Origin of the sequence: Microbacterium sp. NPDC064978 (genome assembly GCF_044543605.1) — a bacterium.
In the GTDB taxonomy this organism is placed as follows: Bacteria; Actinomycetota; Actinomycetes; order Actinomycetales; family Microbacteriaceae; genus Microbacterium; species Microbacterium meiriae.
The window spans coordinates 448,808-466,642 of the sequence record NZ_JBITWF010000004.1 but is presented as its reverse complement, the minus strand read 5'-3'; the positions used below and the strand labels follow the sequence as shown (position 1 = coordinate 466,642).

Genomic DNA, 17,835 nt, shown 5'->3' with positions numbered 1-17,835 from the left:
CGGACAACCGGGGCTGGCCTTGATGCTCAACGGTGTCCCTCGAAGAGCGGGCCGGCCCCGGTGATCGGCCTTCCCGCGGAGGAGTGGGCAACGGTGTGACCGGGCGCCGCTGTGGCAGACGTGCCGCGGTGCCTCCTCTCTATAGCGGTCCGCGGCGGACCTGCTGCGAGCTCTGATCCTCGCTATGGACGGTGTGCACAGGAAGGGGAGTGGGAGCTGTGTGCGGCGTTCGCGCGAGGTCGGGTATGAACGTGCCCTGCCGCCACCGTGGGGCTACCGCTCGCGTGACGCAGATGGCTCTTGAGCGACGGTCGTTCCACACACTTCGAGCACGCATGCCGAGTGGTGTGCGTGGATGGGCGACGCCACGTCGTTCGATGGGCGTCGCCGTGAAGGGAAGTCCCTCCGCGCCAGAACTGCTCCCAGGTGTGCTCCGTCGTCGTGGGGCGACCCGAACAGCGGCTGGAAACACGTGCTGCTGTGCGTGCCCGAGATGGTGAACGGATGTGAACAGGTCAGGACGGGTTGTGTTTCACGTGAAACAGACCGCGATCGGGCGGCGGATTCACGGGAGACGAGCCGTCGCAAAGGGCGATGGGACGGGCCAGATTGGGGGTCGGTGCCCCCATGCGGCGCGATCCCTCGTCCACCTGCCGGCTCGGACGCTGGAGGAGGCAGCGGTGTGATGCTCCGCGAGTTGTGCGGGCAGGCAGGTCATGGAGGGGCCAGAACGACGCGACGCGCCTGTTGCGCTGTCATACGGAGCACGGGGCGCGAGCGGACCGGATCGGTGCCGCGCGACGCTGGCGTCCTCCCGGCGGAGGGTGCACGCGTGAAGGATCCGCGTGCTCTGCGGGGGAGGTGCCCGGCAGAGCGGTGGCTCGCGGGTGTAGGCAGGGGTTATCCAGAAGGATGCGGTCGCGAGTTCGCCTGACCGCGGCAGGCACCCCGCGTGGGAAGCTGCGACAAGGTACCCGAGTGAGGTGGGGAGGCGGAGGTTTGCGAGCGCGGGACTGGGCCTCGAGAAATGTGGCGTCGAACCGGACGACGCGAAGAAGCTACGCCAGACCGCCAGGCGCTCTCATCGAGGAGGGGCACGAGGTCGGCTCGCGAGCACGCTTCGGTGGAGCGGTAGGGACCCCAGTCGCGTGATTCAGACATCCGTCTCAGCAGGGGACCCCGGTGTCAGCGCTGGGGGCGTCCCTTCGCCTTTCGTCGATGGAGTTGCGCGAAGCCACCGGTGACGAAAGCCGCGTTCAGCGGGCCGTGCTGAAGCCGTCGTTTCGCGTGAAACGAACCTCACCGGAGCTGACTGTCCGCGTGTATGCGGAAGTGCGCGGACGGGAAGCATCTCTGCCGCCCGGTCGTGCCTGTGATCCGACGTCGGTCGCTGCGATTAGAGTGGAACGCGGCCCCGAAAGGAGTGGATGTTTCACGTGAAACAGTCCGAGAAGGCATCGTCGAACGAATCGTTCGGGATGGACACCCCCCTCGCGCGAGAAATCGCGGATCTCTCCGTTCGTCGCCGCGCGCTCGAAGCAGTCACCGTGGAGTTCGGGGGAGACACGCGAATCCTGACGGTCTCGAACCAGAAGGGTGGCGTGGGTAAGACCACGAGCGCCGTCAATATCGCTTCGGCATTGGCAGGTCTGGGTGCGAAGGTGATCGTCATCGACCTGGACCCTCAGGGGAACGCCTCCACGGCGCTCGGGGTGCCGCACAATGCCGACACACCGAGCGTCTATGACGTCCTCATCGACGAGTTCCCGCTCGCGGAGATCGTGCAGCCCAGTCCGGAGAGCCCCAATCTCTTCTGTGCGCCGAGCACCATCCACCTCGCGGGTGCCGAGATCGAACTCGTCGCACAGGTCGCCCGGGAGCACCGACTTCGCCGTGCTCTGGAGGACTACCTCGTCGAGAACCCTGTCGACTTCGTCATCATCGATTGCCCCCCATCGCTCGGACTCCTCACGATCAACGCGTTCACCGCGGCGAACGAGGTCTTCATCCCGATCCAGTGCGAGTACTACGCCCTGGAAGGCCTGAGCCAGCTGCTCGGCAGCATCCAGATGATCCAGAAGCACCTGAATCCGAGCCTCCATCTCTCGACGATCCTCCTGACGATGTTCGACGGGCGGACGCGTCTGGCGCAGCAGGTTGCGGAGGAAGTGCGCTCGCACTTCCCGTCACAGGTGTTGGACACCGTGATTCCGCGGTCCGTACGCGTATCGGAAGCCCCCAGTTTCGGCCAGACGGTCATCGCCTACGACGGTCAGTCCGCCGGAGCGATCGCCTACCGTGAGGCCGCCGTCGAGATCGCGTCGCGACAGACGCAGAGCAAGGAGAAATAATGGCGAAGCGCACTGGACTCGGCCGCGGCATCGGCGCCCTCATCCCGACGGCGGACCAGGCCGAACGTCCTGTCGACGTGTTCTTCCCGGGCGCGAAGATCGCTCCGGCACCCGAGGCTCCCTCCGCGAACACCGACGCGGCACCCGAGGCTGAGCTCGAGGCGGTGCCCGGGATCCACCTGATCCAGGTCGACCCGCAGGCGATCGTCCCCAACCCCCGCCAGCCGCGCACGCACTTCAACCCGGAGGACCTCGCGGAGCTCGTGCACAGCGTCCGCGAGTTCGGCGTGCTGCAGCCGGTGGTGGTCCGGAAGAACAGCGACGGCGAGTACGAACTCATCATGGGGGAGCGGCGCACGCGGGCTGCCCGCGAGGCCGGACTCGAGTCGATCCCGGCCATCGTCCGGGATACCGCCGATGAGGACCTGCTGCGGGACGCGCTCCTGGAGAACCTCCACCGCTCGGAGCTGAACCCGTTGGAAGAGGCATCGGCCTACCAGCAGCTCCTCGACGATTTCGGCATCACGCAGGAGGAGCTCGCCACGCGCATCGGTCGTTCCCGGCCGCAGATCAGCAACACCATCCGCCTGCTCAAGCTTCCTGTCCCCGTGCAGCAGCGGGTGGCCGCCGGTGTCCTGACCGCCGGACACGCACGCGCGATCCTGAGCGTGGACTCGCCGGAGGCCATGCAGCGCCTGGCGGACAAGGTCGTCAACGAGGACCTCTCCGTCCGTGCCACGGAAGAGGCGGCCAAGTCGCAGCCCTCCGCAGGGAAGACTCCCAAGCCCACGCCCGGGGCACGGCGGGCGTACCTGGATGAGGTCGCCGGCAAGCTGGGGGACCGGCTCAACACCCGCGTCCGGATCGCACTGGGAGCTCGGAAAGGCCAGGTCACGATCGATTTCGCATCGATCCAGGACCTGAACCGCATTCTCGAGGAGCTCGGCGAAGAAGGGTACGGCTCCGCGCGCTGACCCCGCCCCTGGTCGGGGGTGACATAGACTCGCGTCATCTTGTCGATGCGAGGGGGATGTCATGTCCAGACCAGCTGATCCAGCGAGTATCAAGCGTCGCGTGATCGCCGTCAGTATTGCGGCGGCTCTGGGCGGATTCCTCTTCGGATTCGACACCGCGGTGATCAACGGTGCTGTCGATGCCCTGGCGGGAGATGTCTCAGGGTTCGACCTCGGCACGGGTCTCAAGGGCTTCGCTGTCTCCTCCGCCCTGATCGGCTGTGCGGTCGGCGCCTGGTTCGCCGGCCCGGTGTCGAACAAGTTCGGACGCATCCCGGTGATGGTTGTCGCCGCGGCGATGTTCTTCGTCTCGGCGATCGGCTCCGGACTCGCGTTCAGCGTCGTCGACCTCATCGTCTGGCGTGTGATCGGCGGCCTCGGCGTCGGCGCGGCTTCGGTGATCGCCCCCGCCTACATCGCGGAGGTGTCTCCCGCGGCGATCCGCGGTCGTCTGGGCTCGTTGCAGCAGCTCGCCATCGTCCTCGGCATCTTCGCCGCCCTGCTGTCGGACGCCCTGCTCGCCGGCATCGCGGGGGAGGCCGACCAGCCGCTCTGGGGCCTGACCGCCTGGCGATGGATGTTCATGGTCGCGGCCATCCCCGCCCTCGTCTACGGGTTGATGTCGCTCCGGCTGCCGGAATCCCCGCGCTACCTGGTGCGCAAGGGGGAAGTGAAGCGTGCCGCGGAAGTGCTCCAGACCGTCACGGGGACGATCGACACCGAGGCGAAGATCAAGGAGATCACGGGCACGATCGACACGGAGCGCTCCGAGTCGCTGCGAGACCTGCGAGGCAGCCGTCTCGGCCTCAAGCCGATCGTCTGGGTCGGCATCCTGCTGTCGGTGTTCCAGCAGTTCGTCGGCATCAACGTGATCTTCTACTACTCCACGACACTGTGGCAGTCGGTCGGATTCGACGAGTCCAGCGCTCTCCTGACCTCCGTCATCACCTCTGTGACCAACATCGTCGTCACGATCGTCGCGATCCTGCTCGTCGACCGGATCGGTCGCCGGATCATGCTGCTCGTCGGCTCCGTCGGCATGACGGTGACCCTCGGACTCATGGCGCTCGCCTTCTCGTTCGGCACGCTGGACGCCTCGGGCACCGCGACGCTTCCCGACCCCTGGGCCACCGTCGCCCTCGTCTGCGCCAACGGCTTCGTGGTGTTCTTCGGTGCGAGCTGGGGACCGCTCGTGTGGGTCCTCCTGGGCGAGATCTTCCCGAACTCGATCCGTGCCGGTGCCCTGGCCGTGGCCGCCGCGGCGCAGTGGGTGGCGAACTTCTTCATCTCGACGACGTTCCCGGCGTTCGCCGAGATCGGCCTCACCTTCGCGTACGGCTTCTACGCGTTCTTCGCGCTGCTGTCGTTCTTCTTCGTGTTCTTCAAGGTGCCGGAGACCAAGGGCCGCGAGCTCGAGGACATGAGCGAGGATGCGAAGGTGGAGCGCCGACCCCGTCGCGCACGCGCGTAGGCTGGAGGGATGACCGAGTCCGTCCCCCGTCGCGCCAGCCTGGAAGTGCTGCGCGCCGAGGCCTCGGACGAACTCGCCGTCCTCGTCCAGGAGCGCCTGCTCGGCGGTGAGGACCCCTGGGAGTTCATGGAGGAGCTGCCCAGTGTCGACGAACTCGTCGTCTACCTGCTGCGCGCCGACAACATCGCCGCGAACGACGGGGTACGTCCCAACGCCGCGCGGCATTACCGCGTGCTGCGCCAGATCGCCCTGGAGTACCCGGAGCTCACACCAGCCGTCTGGGGACTCCTGGACGAGAAGCAGCGCCATCGTCGCTGGGACCCTCGCATCGCCGACGCCTCCTGACGACCGATGCTCCTCGTTCCCTACGACCCGTCGTGGCCGCAGCGATTCGAGGAGTTCGCGGCATCGATCCGCGCTGCCGGGGCGGACGGCTGGTTCGTCGAGCACATCGGTTCGACGGCCATTCCCGGGATGAGCGCGAAACCGATCGTCGACCTGGCGGTGCGCGTGCAGACGCGAGGGGAGTTCGACGCCCACCGGTCCGAACTGGAGGCGACCGCCTGGCGCACCGGCAGCGGAATCCGCACTCATCCGGTGATGATCATGGAGGCGGCCGGGGAGCGCCTCGCCATCGCACACTTCTTCACGGCAACCGAATGGGATGACGTGCCACAGCGCCTGCTGCGGGACTGGTTGTGCGCGCACCCGGACGATGCGGAGCGATACGAACGCGTCAAGCACGACGCAGCGCGGGCGGCGGAGGAGCGGAACTCCTCCTACAACGCAGCGAAGACCGCTGTCATCCAGGAGATCGTCGACAGGGCGCGGGCAGCACGCGGGCTCGAGCCGGTGGACGTGTACGACAAGCGCTGATCACCCTGGGCTGGCCGAGCATGCGAGAAGGGCCGCGCCCGGAGGCGCGGCCCTTCTCGTGGTCGTGGGGATCAGCCGAGGAAAGCGGCGAGATCCTGCTCGAGAGCGAACTTCGGCTTGGCGCCGATGATCGTCGTCTTGACCTCTCCGCCCTGGAAGACCTTCATCGCCGGGATCGACGTGATCTGGTACTTCATGGCCAGCTCCGGGTTCTCGTCCACGTTGAGCTTGAGGATGGTGATCTTGTCGGGGTTGTCGGACTGGATCTCGTCCAGCACCGGCGCGACCATACGACACGGACCGCACCACTCGGCCCAGAAGTCCACCAGCACGGGACCATCGGCCTGCAGCACGTCCTGCTCCCAGGTCGCCTGGCTCGTTGCCTTTGCACTCATCAGAGTTCTCCTTGTTCGAGGTTCGCCTGTTGCAACAACGGGCGGGGGGAAAGTGTTCCCGGCCCTGGTCAGGCCGTGATGACCTCGGCGGCCTCGGCTGCGGGGACCTCGACGGACGCGTCCTCGAGGTCGGCGAGGAAGTGCTCGGCGTCGAGAGCCGCGATCGTGCCCGTCCCGGCGGCGGTGATGGCCTGGCGGTAGGTGGGGTCGATCACGTCACCGGCGGCGAAGACACCGGGGACCGACGTCCGCGAGGAGCGTCCGTCGACCCAGATCGTCCCTTCGGGCGTGAGCTCGAGCTTCTCGTGCACGAGGTGCGTGCGCGGGTCGTTGCCGATCGCGATGAACAGGCCGTCGAGAGGAAGGTCGCGCAGCGACCCGTCCTCCGTGGAACGCAGCTGCACGCCGGAGACGGCGGTGTCGCCCAGGATCTCGACGACCTCGCTGTTCCACACGAACTCGATCTTCTCGTTCGCGAAGGCGCGCTCCTGCATGATCTTCGAGGCGCGGAGGGAGTCCTTGCGGTGGATGACGTACACCTTGTCCGCGAAACGCGTGAGGAAGGTGGCCTCCTCCATCGCCGAGTCGCCGCCGCCGACGACGGCGATCGTCTTCTGACGGAAGAAGAAGCCGTCGCAGGTGGCGCACCAGGAGACGCCGAAGCCGGAGAGACGCTCCTCGCCCTCGATGCCGAGCTTGCGGTAGGCGGAACCGGTCGCGTAGATGATCGTCTTGGCCTCGTGGGTGGCACCCGAACCGAGGGTGACCTTCTTGACGGGACCGGCGACATCGAGCTCCGTGACGTCGTCGTAGAGCACCTCGGTGCCGAACTTCTCGGCCTGCTCCTGGAACTTCGCCATGAGCTCAGGGCCCTGGATGCCCTCCGGGAAGCCGGGGTAGTTCTCCACCTCGGTCGTGTTCATGAGCTCGCCGCCGACCTCGACGGAGCTCGCGATGAGGAGCGGCTCCAGGTTCGCGCGCGCCGCGTAGATGGCAGCCGTGAATCCGGCGGGGCCGGAGCCGATGATGATGACCTGACGCATGTGATCTCCGTTAGAAAGGCGGTGCCGTCGAAAGACGTCCGACTGCTTCAACCCATGGTAACCGCGGGGCATTCCCACGTCAGCGGCCGGGCAGGAAGCGGCGGACGAGCCCGCCGGCGGCCTTCAGCTCCGGGGCGCGGAAGACCGCGAGGATCGCGACGTAGACGATCACGACGACGAGGCCGACGACGGCGGTCGCCAGGGCGCCGGGGATGACTCCGGACGTGGCCCATCCGGTCGTCCCCCCGATCAGGAGGAACGTTCCCCATCCGGCGAGCCCCGCCGGGATCGCGGCGACCGCGAACAGCGCGAGCGCACGCAGCCAGGACAGGATTCCGATGACGCCGATCTTGCGATGCAGCAGCCAGGTGGCGACGATCGTCTGCAGCGTGCTGGCGATGGACTGCCCCAGAGCCACGGCGGCGGCCAGCTGCGTGAGGTCGATGACCTCCGCCGACAGCAGGGCGACGGCTCCCAGCGCGGTCACGACGATCAGCGCGCACTGGAAGATCGTGAACCAGAAGGGCGTGCGCGTGTCGTCGTACGCGTAGAAAGTGCGCTGCACGATGAACAGGATCGTGAGGGGGATCAGGCTGACCAGGTAGCAGAGGAGGACGACGGCCGCCCCCTCGGCGTCGGAAGCACTCTCGGTGAAGACACGGGAGGCGGGGATCGCCGCGGCGGCCACCGCGGCGACGGCGGCGACGATGAAGAACAGCAGCGTGCGGATGCTGCGCGAGATGTCTCCACGGACCTCGTCGTGCCGCCCGGCGGCGGCGTGCTCGCTGATCTGCGTGAAGTACGGGGTCCCGATCGACAGCACGATGACCGAGTAGGGGAGCATGAAGATGAGCCAGGCGTTCGTGGTCACGGCGAGCGAGGCGCCCGACTCCGAGGCGTTGCTGACGATGTTGCCCTGCAGCACGCCGGCGGACAGTGAGGCGAACGCCATCAGGAAGGTCCATCCCGCGAGCTTTCCCACGTTGCCGAGGCCGACGCCCCGCCACTGGAAATCGGGGCGGAGCGAGAGGCCCGTCCGACGCCAGAAAAGCAGCAGGACGAGCGCCTGCACGGCGATGCCGAGGGTCGCCGTGCCGCCGAGCAGGGCGATCATCTCCGGCGTCCAGTCGGCGGAGTCGCGGGACACCGGCGAGAACGCCCATCCCAGGATCAGGAATCCGATGATCGAGACGATGTTGTTGACGACCGGCGCCCAGGTGAACGGACCGAAGATGCGCCGCGCGTTCAGGGCTTCGCCCAACAGGGCGTACAGACCGTAGAAGAGGATCTGCGGGAGACACCAGTACGCGAGCGCGGTCGCGAGCGCCTGGGTCGTCGAGGAGAGCCCGCCTGCCACGATCTGCACGAGCCAGGGCGCTGCGATCGTGGCGAGAGCCGTGACGGCGACGAGCACGACCGTCCCGAGGGTGAAGAGCTTCGAGATGAACGCGTTGCCCCCGTCGGCGTCGGCGGTGGCCTTGACGATCTGCGGCACGATCACCGCGGTGAGGATGCCGACGGAGATGAGGGAGAAGACGCTGTTCGGGAGCGTGTTCGCCGCGGCGAAGGCATCGGCCGGGCCCGACTTGAACGAGCCGATCACCGCGACGAGGACGATACTGCGCAGCAGCCCGGTCACGCGGGAGACCAGGGTGCCCGCGCCGATGATGGCGCTGGCGCGCCCGAGACTAGTCACGCGACTCCTTCGTGGGAGGGGCATCCGGGCCGTCGGGGCGCTCCTGCACCGCGGCTTCCGCTTCCTTCTCCTCGATCAGTTCCTCGACGGCGGCCTCCACGGCCTGCTCCTCGATGGCCTCCCGACGCTTCCGGCGCACCGTGCGCACCACCCCGAGGGCGATGAGGAGCACGGCGAGGCCGCCGAAGACGATGAGACCGATGGTCTCCCATTCCGCGCGCACCGCGACCCGGATGGTCTGCTCCGACTGGATCGGCACTCCGGTCGGGCTGGTGAGGCTGAGGCGCAGGTCGAGCTCGCCGCTGCCGACACGGGCCGACACCGGCACCTTCGCCCTCGTGGTCGAGCTCGCCTGTACGGCGACGTCGATCACGGGTGTCACTTCGAGGCGCGGATCGGTGGGGGACGCGTACAACCGCACCGTCACCGGCCACGGGAGGTCGTTGCGCACGGCGATGGGGAGGTCGGCGTTGGCCGTGAGGAGCTGGATGGTGCTGGAGTCGGGGATGCTGACGGCGCCGAGCGTCTCGGTGGTGCGCGCGCGATGGGCCGCGACCTTCTCGGTGAAGGCTTCCGCGGAGGAACCGACCGCGATGGTGCGCAGGATCCGGATCCGCTCCGGGCTCAGCAGCACGAGGGGGTCACTGAGGATGGTCGCGAAAGCGGTGAGGGAGCGCTCATCGGCGAGGAGGTTCGTGAGGTCGGACGCCCGGGTCGCCGCGGCCGTCTCCGGCAGTGTCACCGCGACGGCAGGGGCCGCCCGCACCGCCGAGAGCTCGAAGCCGATGGAGTCCGCGGTGGAGATCGCGTCACGAAGGGCCTCTGCGGGACGACTCTCGTCGCGCTCCAGGCCGATGAGGAGCGGAGCGCCAGGCGCCCGGGCACCGGCGAGGAAGAGCCGGGCTGCCGCCTCTGCCAGCAACCCCTGGCGGGGAGCCGAGGCGGATTCGGTCGCCGCTGCGGAGAGGGCCGCCGACGTGGCCGCGTCGGTGACGAGCAGGTTCTGTCCGCCCGCCGTCGCATGAGCCGCACTCTGACCGCCGACCGTCTCGGACGACACGACCGTCGTGGCGGTGCCCCCCAGGTAGCCGGTGAACGACGCGAGGTCAGCCTGCGTGAGGTCGCTCTCCGGCCAGACGATTCCCGGGACCGCGCCGTCGATCTCCGTGAGCTCGTCGTCGGTGGGAAGCGCGGGCCCGTCGGTCGGCGTCGCCGAGGGGTCGGTGGTGGCGGCGGGGGTGTTCGTCGGTGTCACGGCGCGCTGCTGCGGGAAGGCCGCGGGATCGAGCAGCGAGGTCAGCGGCAGCGGCGCCAGCGCCTCGGGCAGACCGGCCTGCGCCTGCACCGTGAGGTCGGCATCGCCGAACTGCAGGGCGAAGCGGGCGTTGGGGAGTTCGTCGAGCCTCTGCAGCCAGTCGCTCGCCGTGGAGGGAGCCGCGGTGCCCAGTGCGCGGATCGAGGTGAGGATGGCGGGATCGACCGCGAGCACAGCCGTCGTCCCGGCGACGCCGTCGAGCTGCGCGGTGAGGTCGCCGTCCGGGGCGGTCAGCTCCGTGAGCTCGTCAGCGCTCAGGAGGGCACCGCCGGCCGGGGTGGCGGTGATGGGCACGAGGACGCCGACCGGACTGGTCGGGCTGGAGCTGACCACGAGGACGCTCGTCGCGCTGGTGTCCCAGGTGGTGGTGCGCTCCCCCTCGGCGTCCTCCGTACCGGCATCGCTCAGGGCGGCCCGCAGCGGGTACACCCCCGGTTTCAACGGCTTCAGCGTCTCCTGCGGCACGAACACGGTGGTGGTGGCGGATCCGCCCGCCTCCGCCGGCTTGGTGGCCTCTTCGCCGAGGGAGAGGAAGGAACCGGCGGCCTGTCCCTCGTCCAGCCATTCGGTCACGGCATCGTCGTCGGTCAGTGGCGTGCTCCCGAGCTCGATCTCGACGCGACCCGCGGAGAGCTCCGCCTCGGTCTCGTTCTCGATCGTGACCACGGCCGACGTCGACGTGCCCGGCGCGACGGTGCCGCGTAGACCCGCCGTGACGTGCAGTTCGACACGGTGGTCGTCGTCCGCGGCGGGCTGGTCGGCCGCCATCGCGGGACCGGCGACACCCACCGCGCAGACGCCGGCGGCCACCACGAACGCCGCGAGCCGGCGCGCACGCGCGCGGAGGCCCGTCGGGGGAGTGATCGCGGTCATGAAGGTCTTCCTCGAACGCCGGGGAGAGGCGGATCGTGAGTACTGACCCTGCGATTCTAGGAGGCCGGACGGAGGAGAACCCTGAAGACGCGTAGAGTGACGGCCGTGTCCGACACCCCCGCCCCCCGCCCCGACCCGCTCCGCAGCGCTGCGTTCGCCGCGGATCTCGATGCCGCCGATCTCCGATCCGAGCCGCTGCGACGTCTCTGGGGCGAGGAGGCGGATGATGCACTCGCCCGTGGTCTGCGCGAGCCCATCCTTCGGGCGATCGCCGAGGATGAGGGGGTCCTCGCGACCCTCGGACGCCTCCTGGTGCTCGGCCTTCCCCAGCCGCGCGCGGCCGTGGAGCGCGCACTGCCGACGCTCGGCGTGGACGGGCTGGAGGCTCTGGGGCTGGCGACGACCGACGCCGACACCGTGACGCCGAGCGCGCTGCTGCGCCCGCAGTCGTTCGTCGACGAGGACGGAGTCGGGGAATGGTGGATCGCCAGCGACCTGGACGAGGTCGCCCTCGACGGCCCGCTGCCCGCCGACCACGTCCTCGGTGTGGGCGGAGCCTCCCGCACGCTCGCTGAGACGGTCGTCCCGCTCGCGGTGGATCGTGCCCTCGACCTCGGCACGGGCTGCGGCATCCAGGCGCTCCTCGTGGCACGACGCGCCGGCCGGGTCGTGGCCACCGACGTCTCCCGCCGCGCCCTCGCCTACGCCGCGCTGAACGCGCAACTGAACGGGGTCACGAACATCGAGTTCCGTCACGGGAGCATGTTTGAGCCGGTCGCCGGGGAGGCGTTCGACCTCATCGTCTCGAACCCGCCGTTCGTGATCACCCCGCGCACGGCGGGGGTGCCCGCCTACGAGTATCGCGACGGCGGTCTGGTCGGCGACGCACTGGTCGAGCAGTTCGTGCGCACGGCACCGGCGCACCTCACCCCGGGCGGCATCGCGCAGCTGCTGGGCAACTGGGAGTCGCGGACGGGCATCACCGGCCTCGCGCGGCTGGACGCGTGGGTGCCCGCCGACCTCGACCTGTGGGTCGTGGAGCGGGAGGAGCTGTCCCCTCTCGCCTATGCCGAGCTGTGGATCAGGGACGGCGGCATCACGCCGCGCGATGCCGCCTTCACTCCGCTGCTGACCGCGTGGCTCGACGACTTCGCGGCGCGCGGCGTGACCGCGATCGGCTTCGGCTATGTGCTGCTCCGCCGCGGGCGGGGGGAGCCGCTGCGGCGATCGGAGCGGGTGACGCAGCCCGTGGCGAACGTGGGCGCGGCGCTCGGCCTCGGGCTCGCGGCCCACGATGCGCTCGCCGCAGGGCTGCCCGACACCCTCGTCGTGGCTCCGGACGTCACCGAGGCGCGCCACCTTCTCCCCGGTAACGACGACCCGAGCGTGATCGAGCTGCGTCAGGGCGGCGGGTTCGCGCGCACCGTCGCGGTGGACCCCGCGCTCGCCGGCTTCGTCGGCGCGTGCGACGGCGAGCTCCAGGTGCTGCAGATCGCCCCCGCCCTCGCGGACCTCTTCGAGGTGCCGTTCGCGCAGCTGTGGGCGGAGCTCGAGCCGCGCATCCGCGGGCTCGTCCTCGACGGCTTCCTGCTCCCGGGGGAATAGTCCCGGCTTCCATGCGTTCGAATACACCATGAAGGCTTTCGGATTCCTCTCGTTCGGTCACTACGCCGACGTGCCCGGCTCGGCCACCCGCACGGCGGGCGACATGCTGAAGCAGACCATCGAGATCGCGGAGGGCGCCGACGAGCTCGGCGTCAACGGCGCCTACGTCCGCGTGCACCACTGGGCACGCCAGGCGGCGTCCCCGATGCCGCTGCTGACGGCCATGGCCGCGCGCACCGAGCGCATCGAGGTCGGCACCGGCGTGATCGACATGCGGTACGAGAACCCGTTCCAGTTCGCCGAGGAGGCGGCCGCACTCGACCTCATCGCCGACGGCCGTATCGCGCTCGGCGTGAGCCGCGGGTCACCCGAGACGGCGCTGCGCGGCTACGAGACCTTCGGCTTCCGCGACGAGGAGGACCCGGAGCGAGGCAGCGTGCTCGCACGGGAGAAGTTCGAGATCTTCCTCCGCGCCATCGACGGCGAGCGACTCGCTCCCGGCGACCCCCGGATGGTGGGTGCGGGACAGTACCTCGCGATCGAACCGCAGTCGCCCACGCTGCGCGACCACATCTGGTGGGGCTCGGGTTCGCGCGCGACGGCCGAGGAGACCGGCCGCAAGGGGCTCAACATGATGAGCTCGACGCTCGTGACGGAGGCCACCGGTCAGCCCTTCCACGAGCTGCAGCGCGAGCAGATCGAGCTCTTCCGCTCCGCCTACCGTGAGGCCGGCCACACCGGGACGCCTCGGGTGTCGGTCAGCCGGAGCGTGTTCCCGCTCGTGTCGGACATGGACCGCGCCTACTTCGGGCTGCGCAGCGAGGAGAACGGCGACCAGATCGGCATCATCGACGGGTTCCGCTCCACGTTCGGCAAGACCTACGCCGCGGAGCCCGATGTGCTCATCGAGCAGCTCCGGCAGGACGAGGCCGTCATGGCCGCGGACACCCTCATGCTGACGATCCCGAACCAGCTCGGGCCGGAGTACAACCTCCACGTGCTCGAGGCGTTCGCGGAGCACGTGGCGCCGGCCCTCGGGTGGAAGCCCAACACGGAGGGTCCGGTCCAGGGCGACCCCGTGGTCTGATCCGGTACGGCGGTCCGACCGATAGTGTCGGAGGCATGTCCGCAGGCAGTTCCCCGCTCACCATCCGGCCGTGCCGGGGGGAAGAGGAGTACGCGGAACTCGTCGAGATCTGGCGCAGCGCCGTTCGCGCCACCCATGACTTCCTGGAGGAGACCGACTTCGCCCGGATCGAATCGCACCTCGCGTCCGATTACTTCCCCGCGGTGACCCTCACCGTCGCCGAGCAGGACGGGGTTCCGGTCGGGTTCGCCGGCGTCCACGACGACGGGCTGGAGATGCTGTTCGTCTCCGATGCCGTTCGCGGACGCGGTGTGGGCTCTGCCCTGCTCGCCGAGGTCGTCGTCCACCAGGGCGTGGCCAGGGTCGATGTGAACGAGGACAACCCGGGCGCGCGCGGGTTCTACCGCAGCCGAGGCTTCGTGGAGGTGGGCCGGAGCGCGCTCGACGGTGACGGTCGTCCCTATCCGATCATCCACATGGCGCTTTCGGACGACCCCAAGGCCTGATCCGCGGGAGTCCGGTACGGCGGTCCGCTCTTGACAGCGGCCGTGGAACGCCCGACGCTGGGGACGGCGCGCCGACCGGTGCCCGTCCCCACCGCTTCGGAGGCACCATGACCCGCGTGCGCGTCGACCTCAACATCACTCTCGACGGCTTCGCCACGACGACCGATCAGACCCCGGAGAACCCGTTCGGCGAGGACTGGGGACGACTCACCGCCGCCTACACCGCGACCCGCACCTTCCAGGAGCGCGTCTTCCACGACACCAGCGGCGCCGGCACGACCGGGGTGGACGAGAAGTACGCGGCACAGTACTTCCAGGGCATCGGTGCCGAGATCATGGGCGCCGGGATGTTCGGCCTCCACGCGAACCCGGACGACCCGGACTGGCGCGGCTGGTGGGGTGAGGAGCCGCCGTTCGAGGTTCCGGTGTTCGTCCTCACCCACACCCCGCGCCCGCCGATCGAGTTCGCGAACGGCACGAGCTTCCGCTTCCTCTCCGCGACCCCCGAGGAGGCGCTGCGGGAGGCGGTGGCGGTGGCCGGAGGGAGTGACATCCGTGTCGGCGGCGGGGCGACCACGGTCCGGGAGTTCCTGCGCGCGGGGCTCGTCGACGACCTGCACGTGGGCATCACCCCGATCCTCACCGGCAGCGGGATCCGTCTGTGGGACGACCTGCGCGGCCTCGAGGCCGGCTATCGCGTGACCTCCGAGGTCGCGGAGTCCGGCGTGACCCACATCACGTTCTCCCGCGAGGCCTGAGGCCCGGCACGCGGTCGCAGATTCGCACCGAGGTCGCACGGATTGCCGGGAGAACCTGCGACCTCGTGCGGAAGTGCGGCTGCGCCCAGGAGAGTCGCGGCATCGGTCTGGAAGGATCGGGGCGTGCATTCCGCGCTCGCTCCCTCCGAAACCGTCCCGTTCTGGGGGCGCCGCTCCGTGGTGCTCTCGGTGTTCCTCATCCCGCTGGCTCTGGCGATATTGCTGTTCACCGTCGAGTCCGGCCCCGTCTTCCTCCTGTGTCTCGTGGCCGTCCTCCCCGCGGCGGCGGTGACGATGTTCGCCGCGCGCTGGATCGCTCCGCGGGTCTCGCGCTCCTGGACGTCCTCCATGCTGGCGCCGGCCTGGGGCGCCGGTGCTGCTGTGCTCATCGCCACCGGGCTCGGCGCGTGGTCTTCCGAGCAGGCTCTGTACGTCGACGATCAGGGCATCCTGCGCGAGGCGATCCCCTCGACGTGGGTGCTGACGCCCATCGTGGAGGAGCTCGGGAAGGGTCTCGGGGTGCTGCTCATCCTCGTGCTCGCCCGGCGCGTCGGGCGCCGCGGCGTACTCTTCGGCGCGATGGCCGGGGCGCTGGTCGGCGTGGGCTTCGCGGCGGTGGAGGACGCCTCCGCCATCGCGGCTGACATCGCGGCGAACGATGTCGGCTACGGCGTGGTGACGTGGATCGTCCGCACGCTCACCTTCCCCACGCATGCCGCTCTCACCGTCTGGACCGGGGCGGCGCTCGGCCTCGCGCTGGATGCCCGTCGCGCCTGGTCCCGCCCGCTCGTCGCGCTCGCCGGACTCACGGTGGCCATCGGAGCCCACGCCGCGATCAACTACGGGAACCTCGCCGGCGCCACCGATCAGGCCTCGTTCTTCACAGCCGTGGGCACGGCCCTCGGCTGGATCGCGGTGTCGACGGTCCTCGCGGTGACCCTCCGTCTCGTGCTGACCCGCCGGGGAGCCTGAGCCCTCGGAAGCACGTGTGCCGGGCGGCTCAGGCGGCGGGGATCCAAAGGACGGCGCCGTCGCGCCAGCCGAGGCCGGCCGGGCCCTCAGGGAGTGGGTCCTCGTGCCGGGGACGGACCACACGGAGGCGGCGCCCGGCGAGCTCGACGATGTAGACGACGTCGGCACCGCGGTAGACGTGCGCGACGACCTCGACCGGGACGGGGGCACCCGGCCCCGCCGCGGGCGACAGATGCAGATCCTCCTGCCGGAGCACGACCTCGCCCGAGCCGTCCGACCCGGCGCCCGTGAGCGGGACCTGCACGGCGGTGCCCTCGAGGGTCGCTACCGCGCCGGAGCGCGTGGCGGGGAGGAGGTTCGCGGCACCGATGAAGTCCGCGGCGAACGGGGTGAGCGGGGCGCTGTACAGCTCCGCCGGCGCGCCCTCCTGTTCGATGATCCCGCCGTTCATGAGCACGATGCGGTCGGAGAGGCTCATCGCCTCCTCCTGGTCGTGCGTGACGAACACCGTCGTGAGACCGAGCGTACGGTGCAGTTCCTTGAGCTCGACCTGCATGTCCTCGCGCAGACGCGCATCGAGGTTCGACAGCGGCTCGTCGAGCAGGAGCACGCGCGGCTCAAACGCGATGGCGCGGGCCAGGGCGACGCGCTGCTGCTGTCCGCCGGAGAGCTGCGCGGGCATGCGATCGGCGAGGTGGCCCATCTGCACACGCTCCAGCGCCCGGACGGCGAGCTCCTTCTGCTCGGCCTTCGACTTCTCGCCCGACATCCGCAGCCCGAAGCGCACGTTCTCGGCGACGCTCATGTGCGGGAAGAGCGCGTAGCTCTGGAACATCATGCCGAGGTGACGCTTCTCGGGCGGCAGCTTCGTGACGTCCTGCCCCGCGATCTCGATCGTGCCGCTCGTAGGCGACTCGAGCCCGGCGATGCAGCGGAGGAGCGTCGTCTTCCCGCAGCCCGACGGGCCCAGGAGCGAGACGAACTCGCCGGACCGCATCGAGAGGTCGATGCCCTTGAGCACCTTCGTCCCCTTGAAGTCCTTGGTGAGAGCAGTGATGGTGAGCGTTGTCATCAGACGAACAACCTTCCCAGGCCGATGATGCGTTCGAGGACGATCATGAGGACGACGGTGAGCAGGACCATGAGGGTCGAGACGGCCGCCACGGTGGGGGACGTGCTGAACTCCAGCTGGCCGTAGATGGCGATGGGCAGGGTCTCCAGCTGCGGGGTGCGCAGGAAGAGGGCTATGACCGCATCGTCGAACGAGATGTTGAAAGCGAAGAACGCTCCGGCCGCGATGCCGGGACGCGCGATGGGCAGCACCACGAGGCGGTAGCGGTTCCAGGTGCCGGCGCCGAGGGTGCGCGCCGCCTCCTCGGTGAAGTGGTCGGCACGGGTCATCACGCCGGTCACGGTGCGCATGACGTAGGGGATCGCGATGACCACATGGATCGCGATGAGCACGCCCACGTTGGGGGAGCCGATCGTGAGGGAAGCGATGGAGAGGGCGCCGATCGCGAGGATGATCGTGGGGATCGTCAGCGGCGACATCAGCAGCGCCTGGATCGCCGCCCCTCCCGGAACGCGGAACCGCGTCAGCGCCAGGGCGGCCGCGGTGCCGATGGAGGCGGCGAGGATCGCGACCGTCACCCCCACCACGAGGCTCAGGCGGAACGGTTCCAGGTATGTGTCGGAGGTGAGGGCCTCCACGTACCAGTCGAGCGTGAAGCCCTGTCCGGGGAACGTGAGGAACCGGTTTTCTCCCACCGAGGCGCCGGCGACGACGAACAACGGGACGAGCATGTACAGCGTCACGATGACGCCGAGGAGGATCGCGAGGATACGGCCGAGGAGCGGGACGGAACGGACCATAG

Annotated in this window: 16 protein-coding genes; 10 read left to right on the top strand and 6 right to left on the bottom strand. The window is 69.4% G+C overall.

Annotation, left to right across the window (positions count from 1 at the left end; all coding sequences use genetic code 11):
- The first annotated feature begins 1,478 nt into the window (after window positions 1-1,478).
- From ACIGJI_RS15250 to ACIGJI_RS15230, 5 genes are all read left to right on the top strand, one after another.
- On the top strand, window positions 1,479-2,351 hold the full coding sequence (locus ACIGJI_RS15250; protein WP_363446039.1) for a ParA family protein: 873 nt from the start codon (window positions 1,479-1,481) through the stop codon (window positions 2,349-2,351).
- Window positions 2,351-3,325, top strand: coding sequence for a ParB/RepB/Spo0J family partition protein (locus tag ACIGJI_RS15245; RefSeq protein ID WP_363446041.1), 975 nt, complete (start codon window positions 2,351-2,353; stop codon window positions 3,323-3,325). Before ACIGJI_RS15250 ends, ACIGJI_RS15245 begins: the two co-directional genes overlap by 1 nt.
- 61 nt (window positions 3,326-3,386) lie before the next feature.
- On the top strand, window positions 3,387-4,835 hold the full coding sequence (locus ACIGJI_RS15240; protein ID WP_187662780.1) for a sugar porter family MFS transporter: 1,449 nt from the start codon (window positions 3,387-3,389) through the stop codon (window positions 4,833-4,835).
- A gap of 9 nt (window positions 4,836-4,844) precedes the next feature.
- Window positions 4,845-5,180, top strand: a complete 336-nt coding sequence (locus tag ACIGJI_RS15235; RefSeq protein ID WP_025102860.1) for a hypothetical protein — start codon at window positions 4,845-4,847, stop codon at window positions 5,178-5,180.
- A gap of 6 nt (window positions 5,181-5,186) precedes the next feature.
- The gene (locus ACIGJI_RS15230; RefSeq protein WP_363446043.1) at window positions 5,187-5,711 is read left to right on the top strand and encodes a GrpB family protein; all 525 of its coding nucleotides are present in this window, start codon (window positions 5,187-5,189) and stop codon (window positions 5,709-5,711) included.
- 71 nt (window positions 5,712-5,782) lie between these two features.
- Here the strand turns inward: ACIGJI_RS15230 and trxA are convergent, their stop codons facing one another.
- The 4 genes from trxA to ACIGJI_RS15210 all read right to left on the bottom strand — a co-directional run bounded on the left by trxA (window position 5,783) and on the right by ACIGJI_RS15210 (window position 11,033).
- A complete protein-coding gene (gene trxA / locus ACIGJI_RS15225; protein WP_025102859.1) occupies window positions 5,783-6,106 on the bottom strand; it encodes a thioredoxin in 324 nt (107 codons plus the stop codon).
- A 68-nt stretch (window positions 6,107-6,174) separates the two neighbouring features.
- Window positions 6,175-7,149: a thioredoxin-disulfide reductase gene (trxB, locus tag ACIGJI_RS15220; protein WP_280567630.1), complete on the bottom strand. Its 975-nt coding sequence runs from the start codon at window positions 7,147-7,149 to the stop codon at window positions 6,175-6,177.
- A 79-nt stretch (window positions 7,150-7,228) separates the two neighbouring features.
- Window positions 7,229-8,845, bottom strand: a complete 1,617-nt coding sequence (murJ, locus tag ACIGJI_RS15215) for a murein biosynthesis integral membrane protein MurJ (protein WP_363446045.1) — start codon at window positions 8,843-8,845, stop codon at window positions 7,229-7,231.
- Complete coding sequence (locus ACIGJI_RS15210) at window positions 8,838-11,033, bottom strand: DUF6049 family protein (protein WP_363446047.1); 2,196 nt, start codon at window positions 11,031-11,033, stop codon at window positions 8,838-8,840. Before ACIGJI_RS15210 ends, murJ begins: the two co-directional genes overlap by 8 nt.
- 96 nt (window positions 11,034-11,129) lie before the next feature.
- On the opposite strand from ACIGJI_RS15210, the gene ACIGJI_RS15205 reads away from it, so the two are divergent.
- The 5 genes from ACIGJI_RS15205 (at window position 11,130) to ACIGJI_RS15185 (ending at window position 15,961) form a co-directional block, all read left to right on the top strand.
- Window positions 11,130-12,638 carry a methyltransferase gene (locus ACIGJI_RS15205; protein WP_268777843.1) on the top strand — a complete coding sequence of 503 codons (1,509 nt, stop codon included), beginning with the start codon at window positions 11,130-11,132 and terminating at the stop codon, window positions 12,636-12,638.
- A gap of 28 nt (window positions 12,639-12,666) precedes the next feature.
- Window positions 12,667-13,725: an LLM class flavin-dependent oxidoreductase gene (locus tag ACIGJI_RS15200; protein ID WP_259953747.1), complete on the top strand. Its 1,059-nt coding sequence runs from the start codon at window positions 12,667-12,669 to the stop codon at window positions 13,723-13,725.
- A 35-nt stretch (window positions 13,726-13,760) separates the two neighbouring features.
- Window positions 13,761-14,231, top strand: a complete 471-nt coding sequence (locus ACIGJI_RS15195; protein ID WP_187662772.1) for a GNAT family N-acetyltransferase — start codon at window positions 13,761-13,763, stop codon at window positions 14,229-14,231.
- Between the two features lie 107 nt (window positions 14,232-14,338).
- Window positions 14,339-14,989 (top strand): dihydrofolate reductase family protein, encoded by a 651-nt coding sequence (locus ACIGJI_RS15190; RefSeq protein WP_363446050.1) that lies wholly within the window; start codon window positions 14,339-14,341, stop codon window positions 14,987-14,989.
- Between the two features lie 123 nt (window positions 14,990-15,112).
- On the top strand, window positions 15,113-15,961 hold the full coding sequence (locus ACIGJI_RS15185; RefSeq protein ID WP_363446052.1) for a PrsW family glutamic-type intramembrane protease: 849 nt from the start codon (window positions 15,113-15,115) through the stop codon (window positions 15,959-15,961).
- A 28-nt stretch (window positions 15,962-15,989) separates the two neighbouring features.
- On the opposite strand, the gene ACIGJI_RS15180 is transcribed toward ACIGJI_RS15185, so the two are convergent.
- Entirely contained in the window at window positions 15,990-17,033 is a 1,044-nt protein-coding gene (locus ACIGJI_RS15180) for an ABC transporter ATP-binding protein (protein WP_363446054.1), read from the bottom strand.
- On the bottom strand, window positions 17,033-17,833 hold the full coding sequence (locus ACIGJI_RS15175) for an ABC transporter permease (RefSeq protein WP_280567648.1): 801 nt from the start codon (window positions 17,831-17,833) through the stop codon (window positions 17,033-17,035). The genes ACIGJI_RS15180 and ACIGJI_RS15175 overlap by 1 nt, the downstream gene beginning before the upstream one ends.
- Between the last annotated feature and the right edge of the window lie 2 nt (window positions 17,834-17,835).

Bases quoted from the DNA above. Each gene is read 5' to 3' on its own strand.
- ACIGJI_RS15250 (WP_363446039.1), top strand. From the start codon at position 1,479: ATGGACACCCCCCTCGCGCGAGAAATCGCGGATCTCTCCGTTCGTCGC.
- ACIGJI_RS15175 (WP_280567648.1), bottom strand. From the start codon at position 17,833: ATGGTCCGTTCCGTCCCGCTCCTCGGCCGTATCCTCGCGATCCTCCTC.
- ACIGJI_RS15240 (WP_187662780.1), top strand. From the start codon at position 3,387: ATGTCCAGACCAGCTGATCCAGCGAGTATCAAGCGTCGCGTGATCGCC.
- ACIGJI_RS15190 (WP_363446050.1), top strand. From the start codon at position 14,339: ATGACCCGCGTGCGCGTCGACCTCAACATCACTCTCGACGGCTTCGCC.
- ACIGJI_RS15230 (WP_363446043.1), top strand. From the start codon at position 5,187: ATGCTCCTCGTTCCCTACGACCCGTCGTGGCCGCAGCGATTCGAGGAG.
- ACIGJI_RS15235 (WP_025102860.1), top strand. From the start codon at position 4,845: ATGACCGAGTCCGTCCCCCGTCGCGCCAGCCTGGAAGTGCTGCGCGCC.
- trxA (WP_025102859.1), bottom strand. From the start codon at position 6,106: ATGAGTGCAAAGGCAACGAGCCAGGCGACCTGGGAGCAGGACGTGCTG.
- ACIGJI_RS15245 (WP_363446041.1), top strand. From the start codon at position 2,351: ATGGCGAAGCGCACTGGACTCGGCCGCGGCATCGGCGCCCTCATCCCG.
- trxB (WP_280567630.1), bottom strand. From the start codon at position 7,149: ATGCGTCAGGTCATCATCATCGGCTCCGGCCCCGCCGGATTCACGGCT.
- ACIGJI_RS15180 (WP_363446054.1), bottom strand. From the start codon at position 17,033: ATGACAACGCTCACCATCACTGCTCTCACCAAGGACTTCAAGGGGACG.
- ACIGJI_RS15210 (WP_363446047.1), bottom strand. From the start codon at position 11,033: ATGACCGCGATCACTCCCCCGACGGGCCTCCGCGCGCGTGCGCGCCGG.
- ACIGJI_RS15200 (WP_259953747.1), top strand. From the start codon at position 12,667: ATGAAGGCTTTCGGATTCCTCTCGTTCGGTCACTACGCCGACGTGCCC.
- ACIGJI_RS15195 (WP_187662772.1), top strand. From the start codon at position 13,761: ATGTCCGCAGGCAGTTCCCCGCTCACCATCCGGCCGTGCCGGGGGGAA.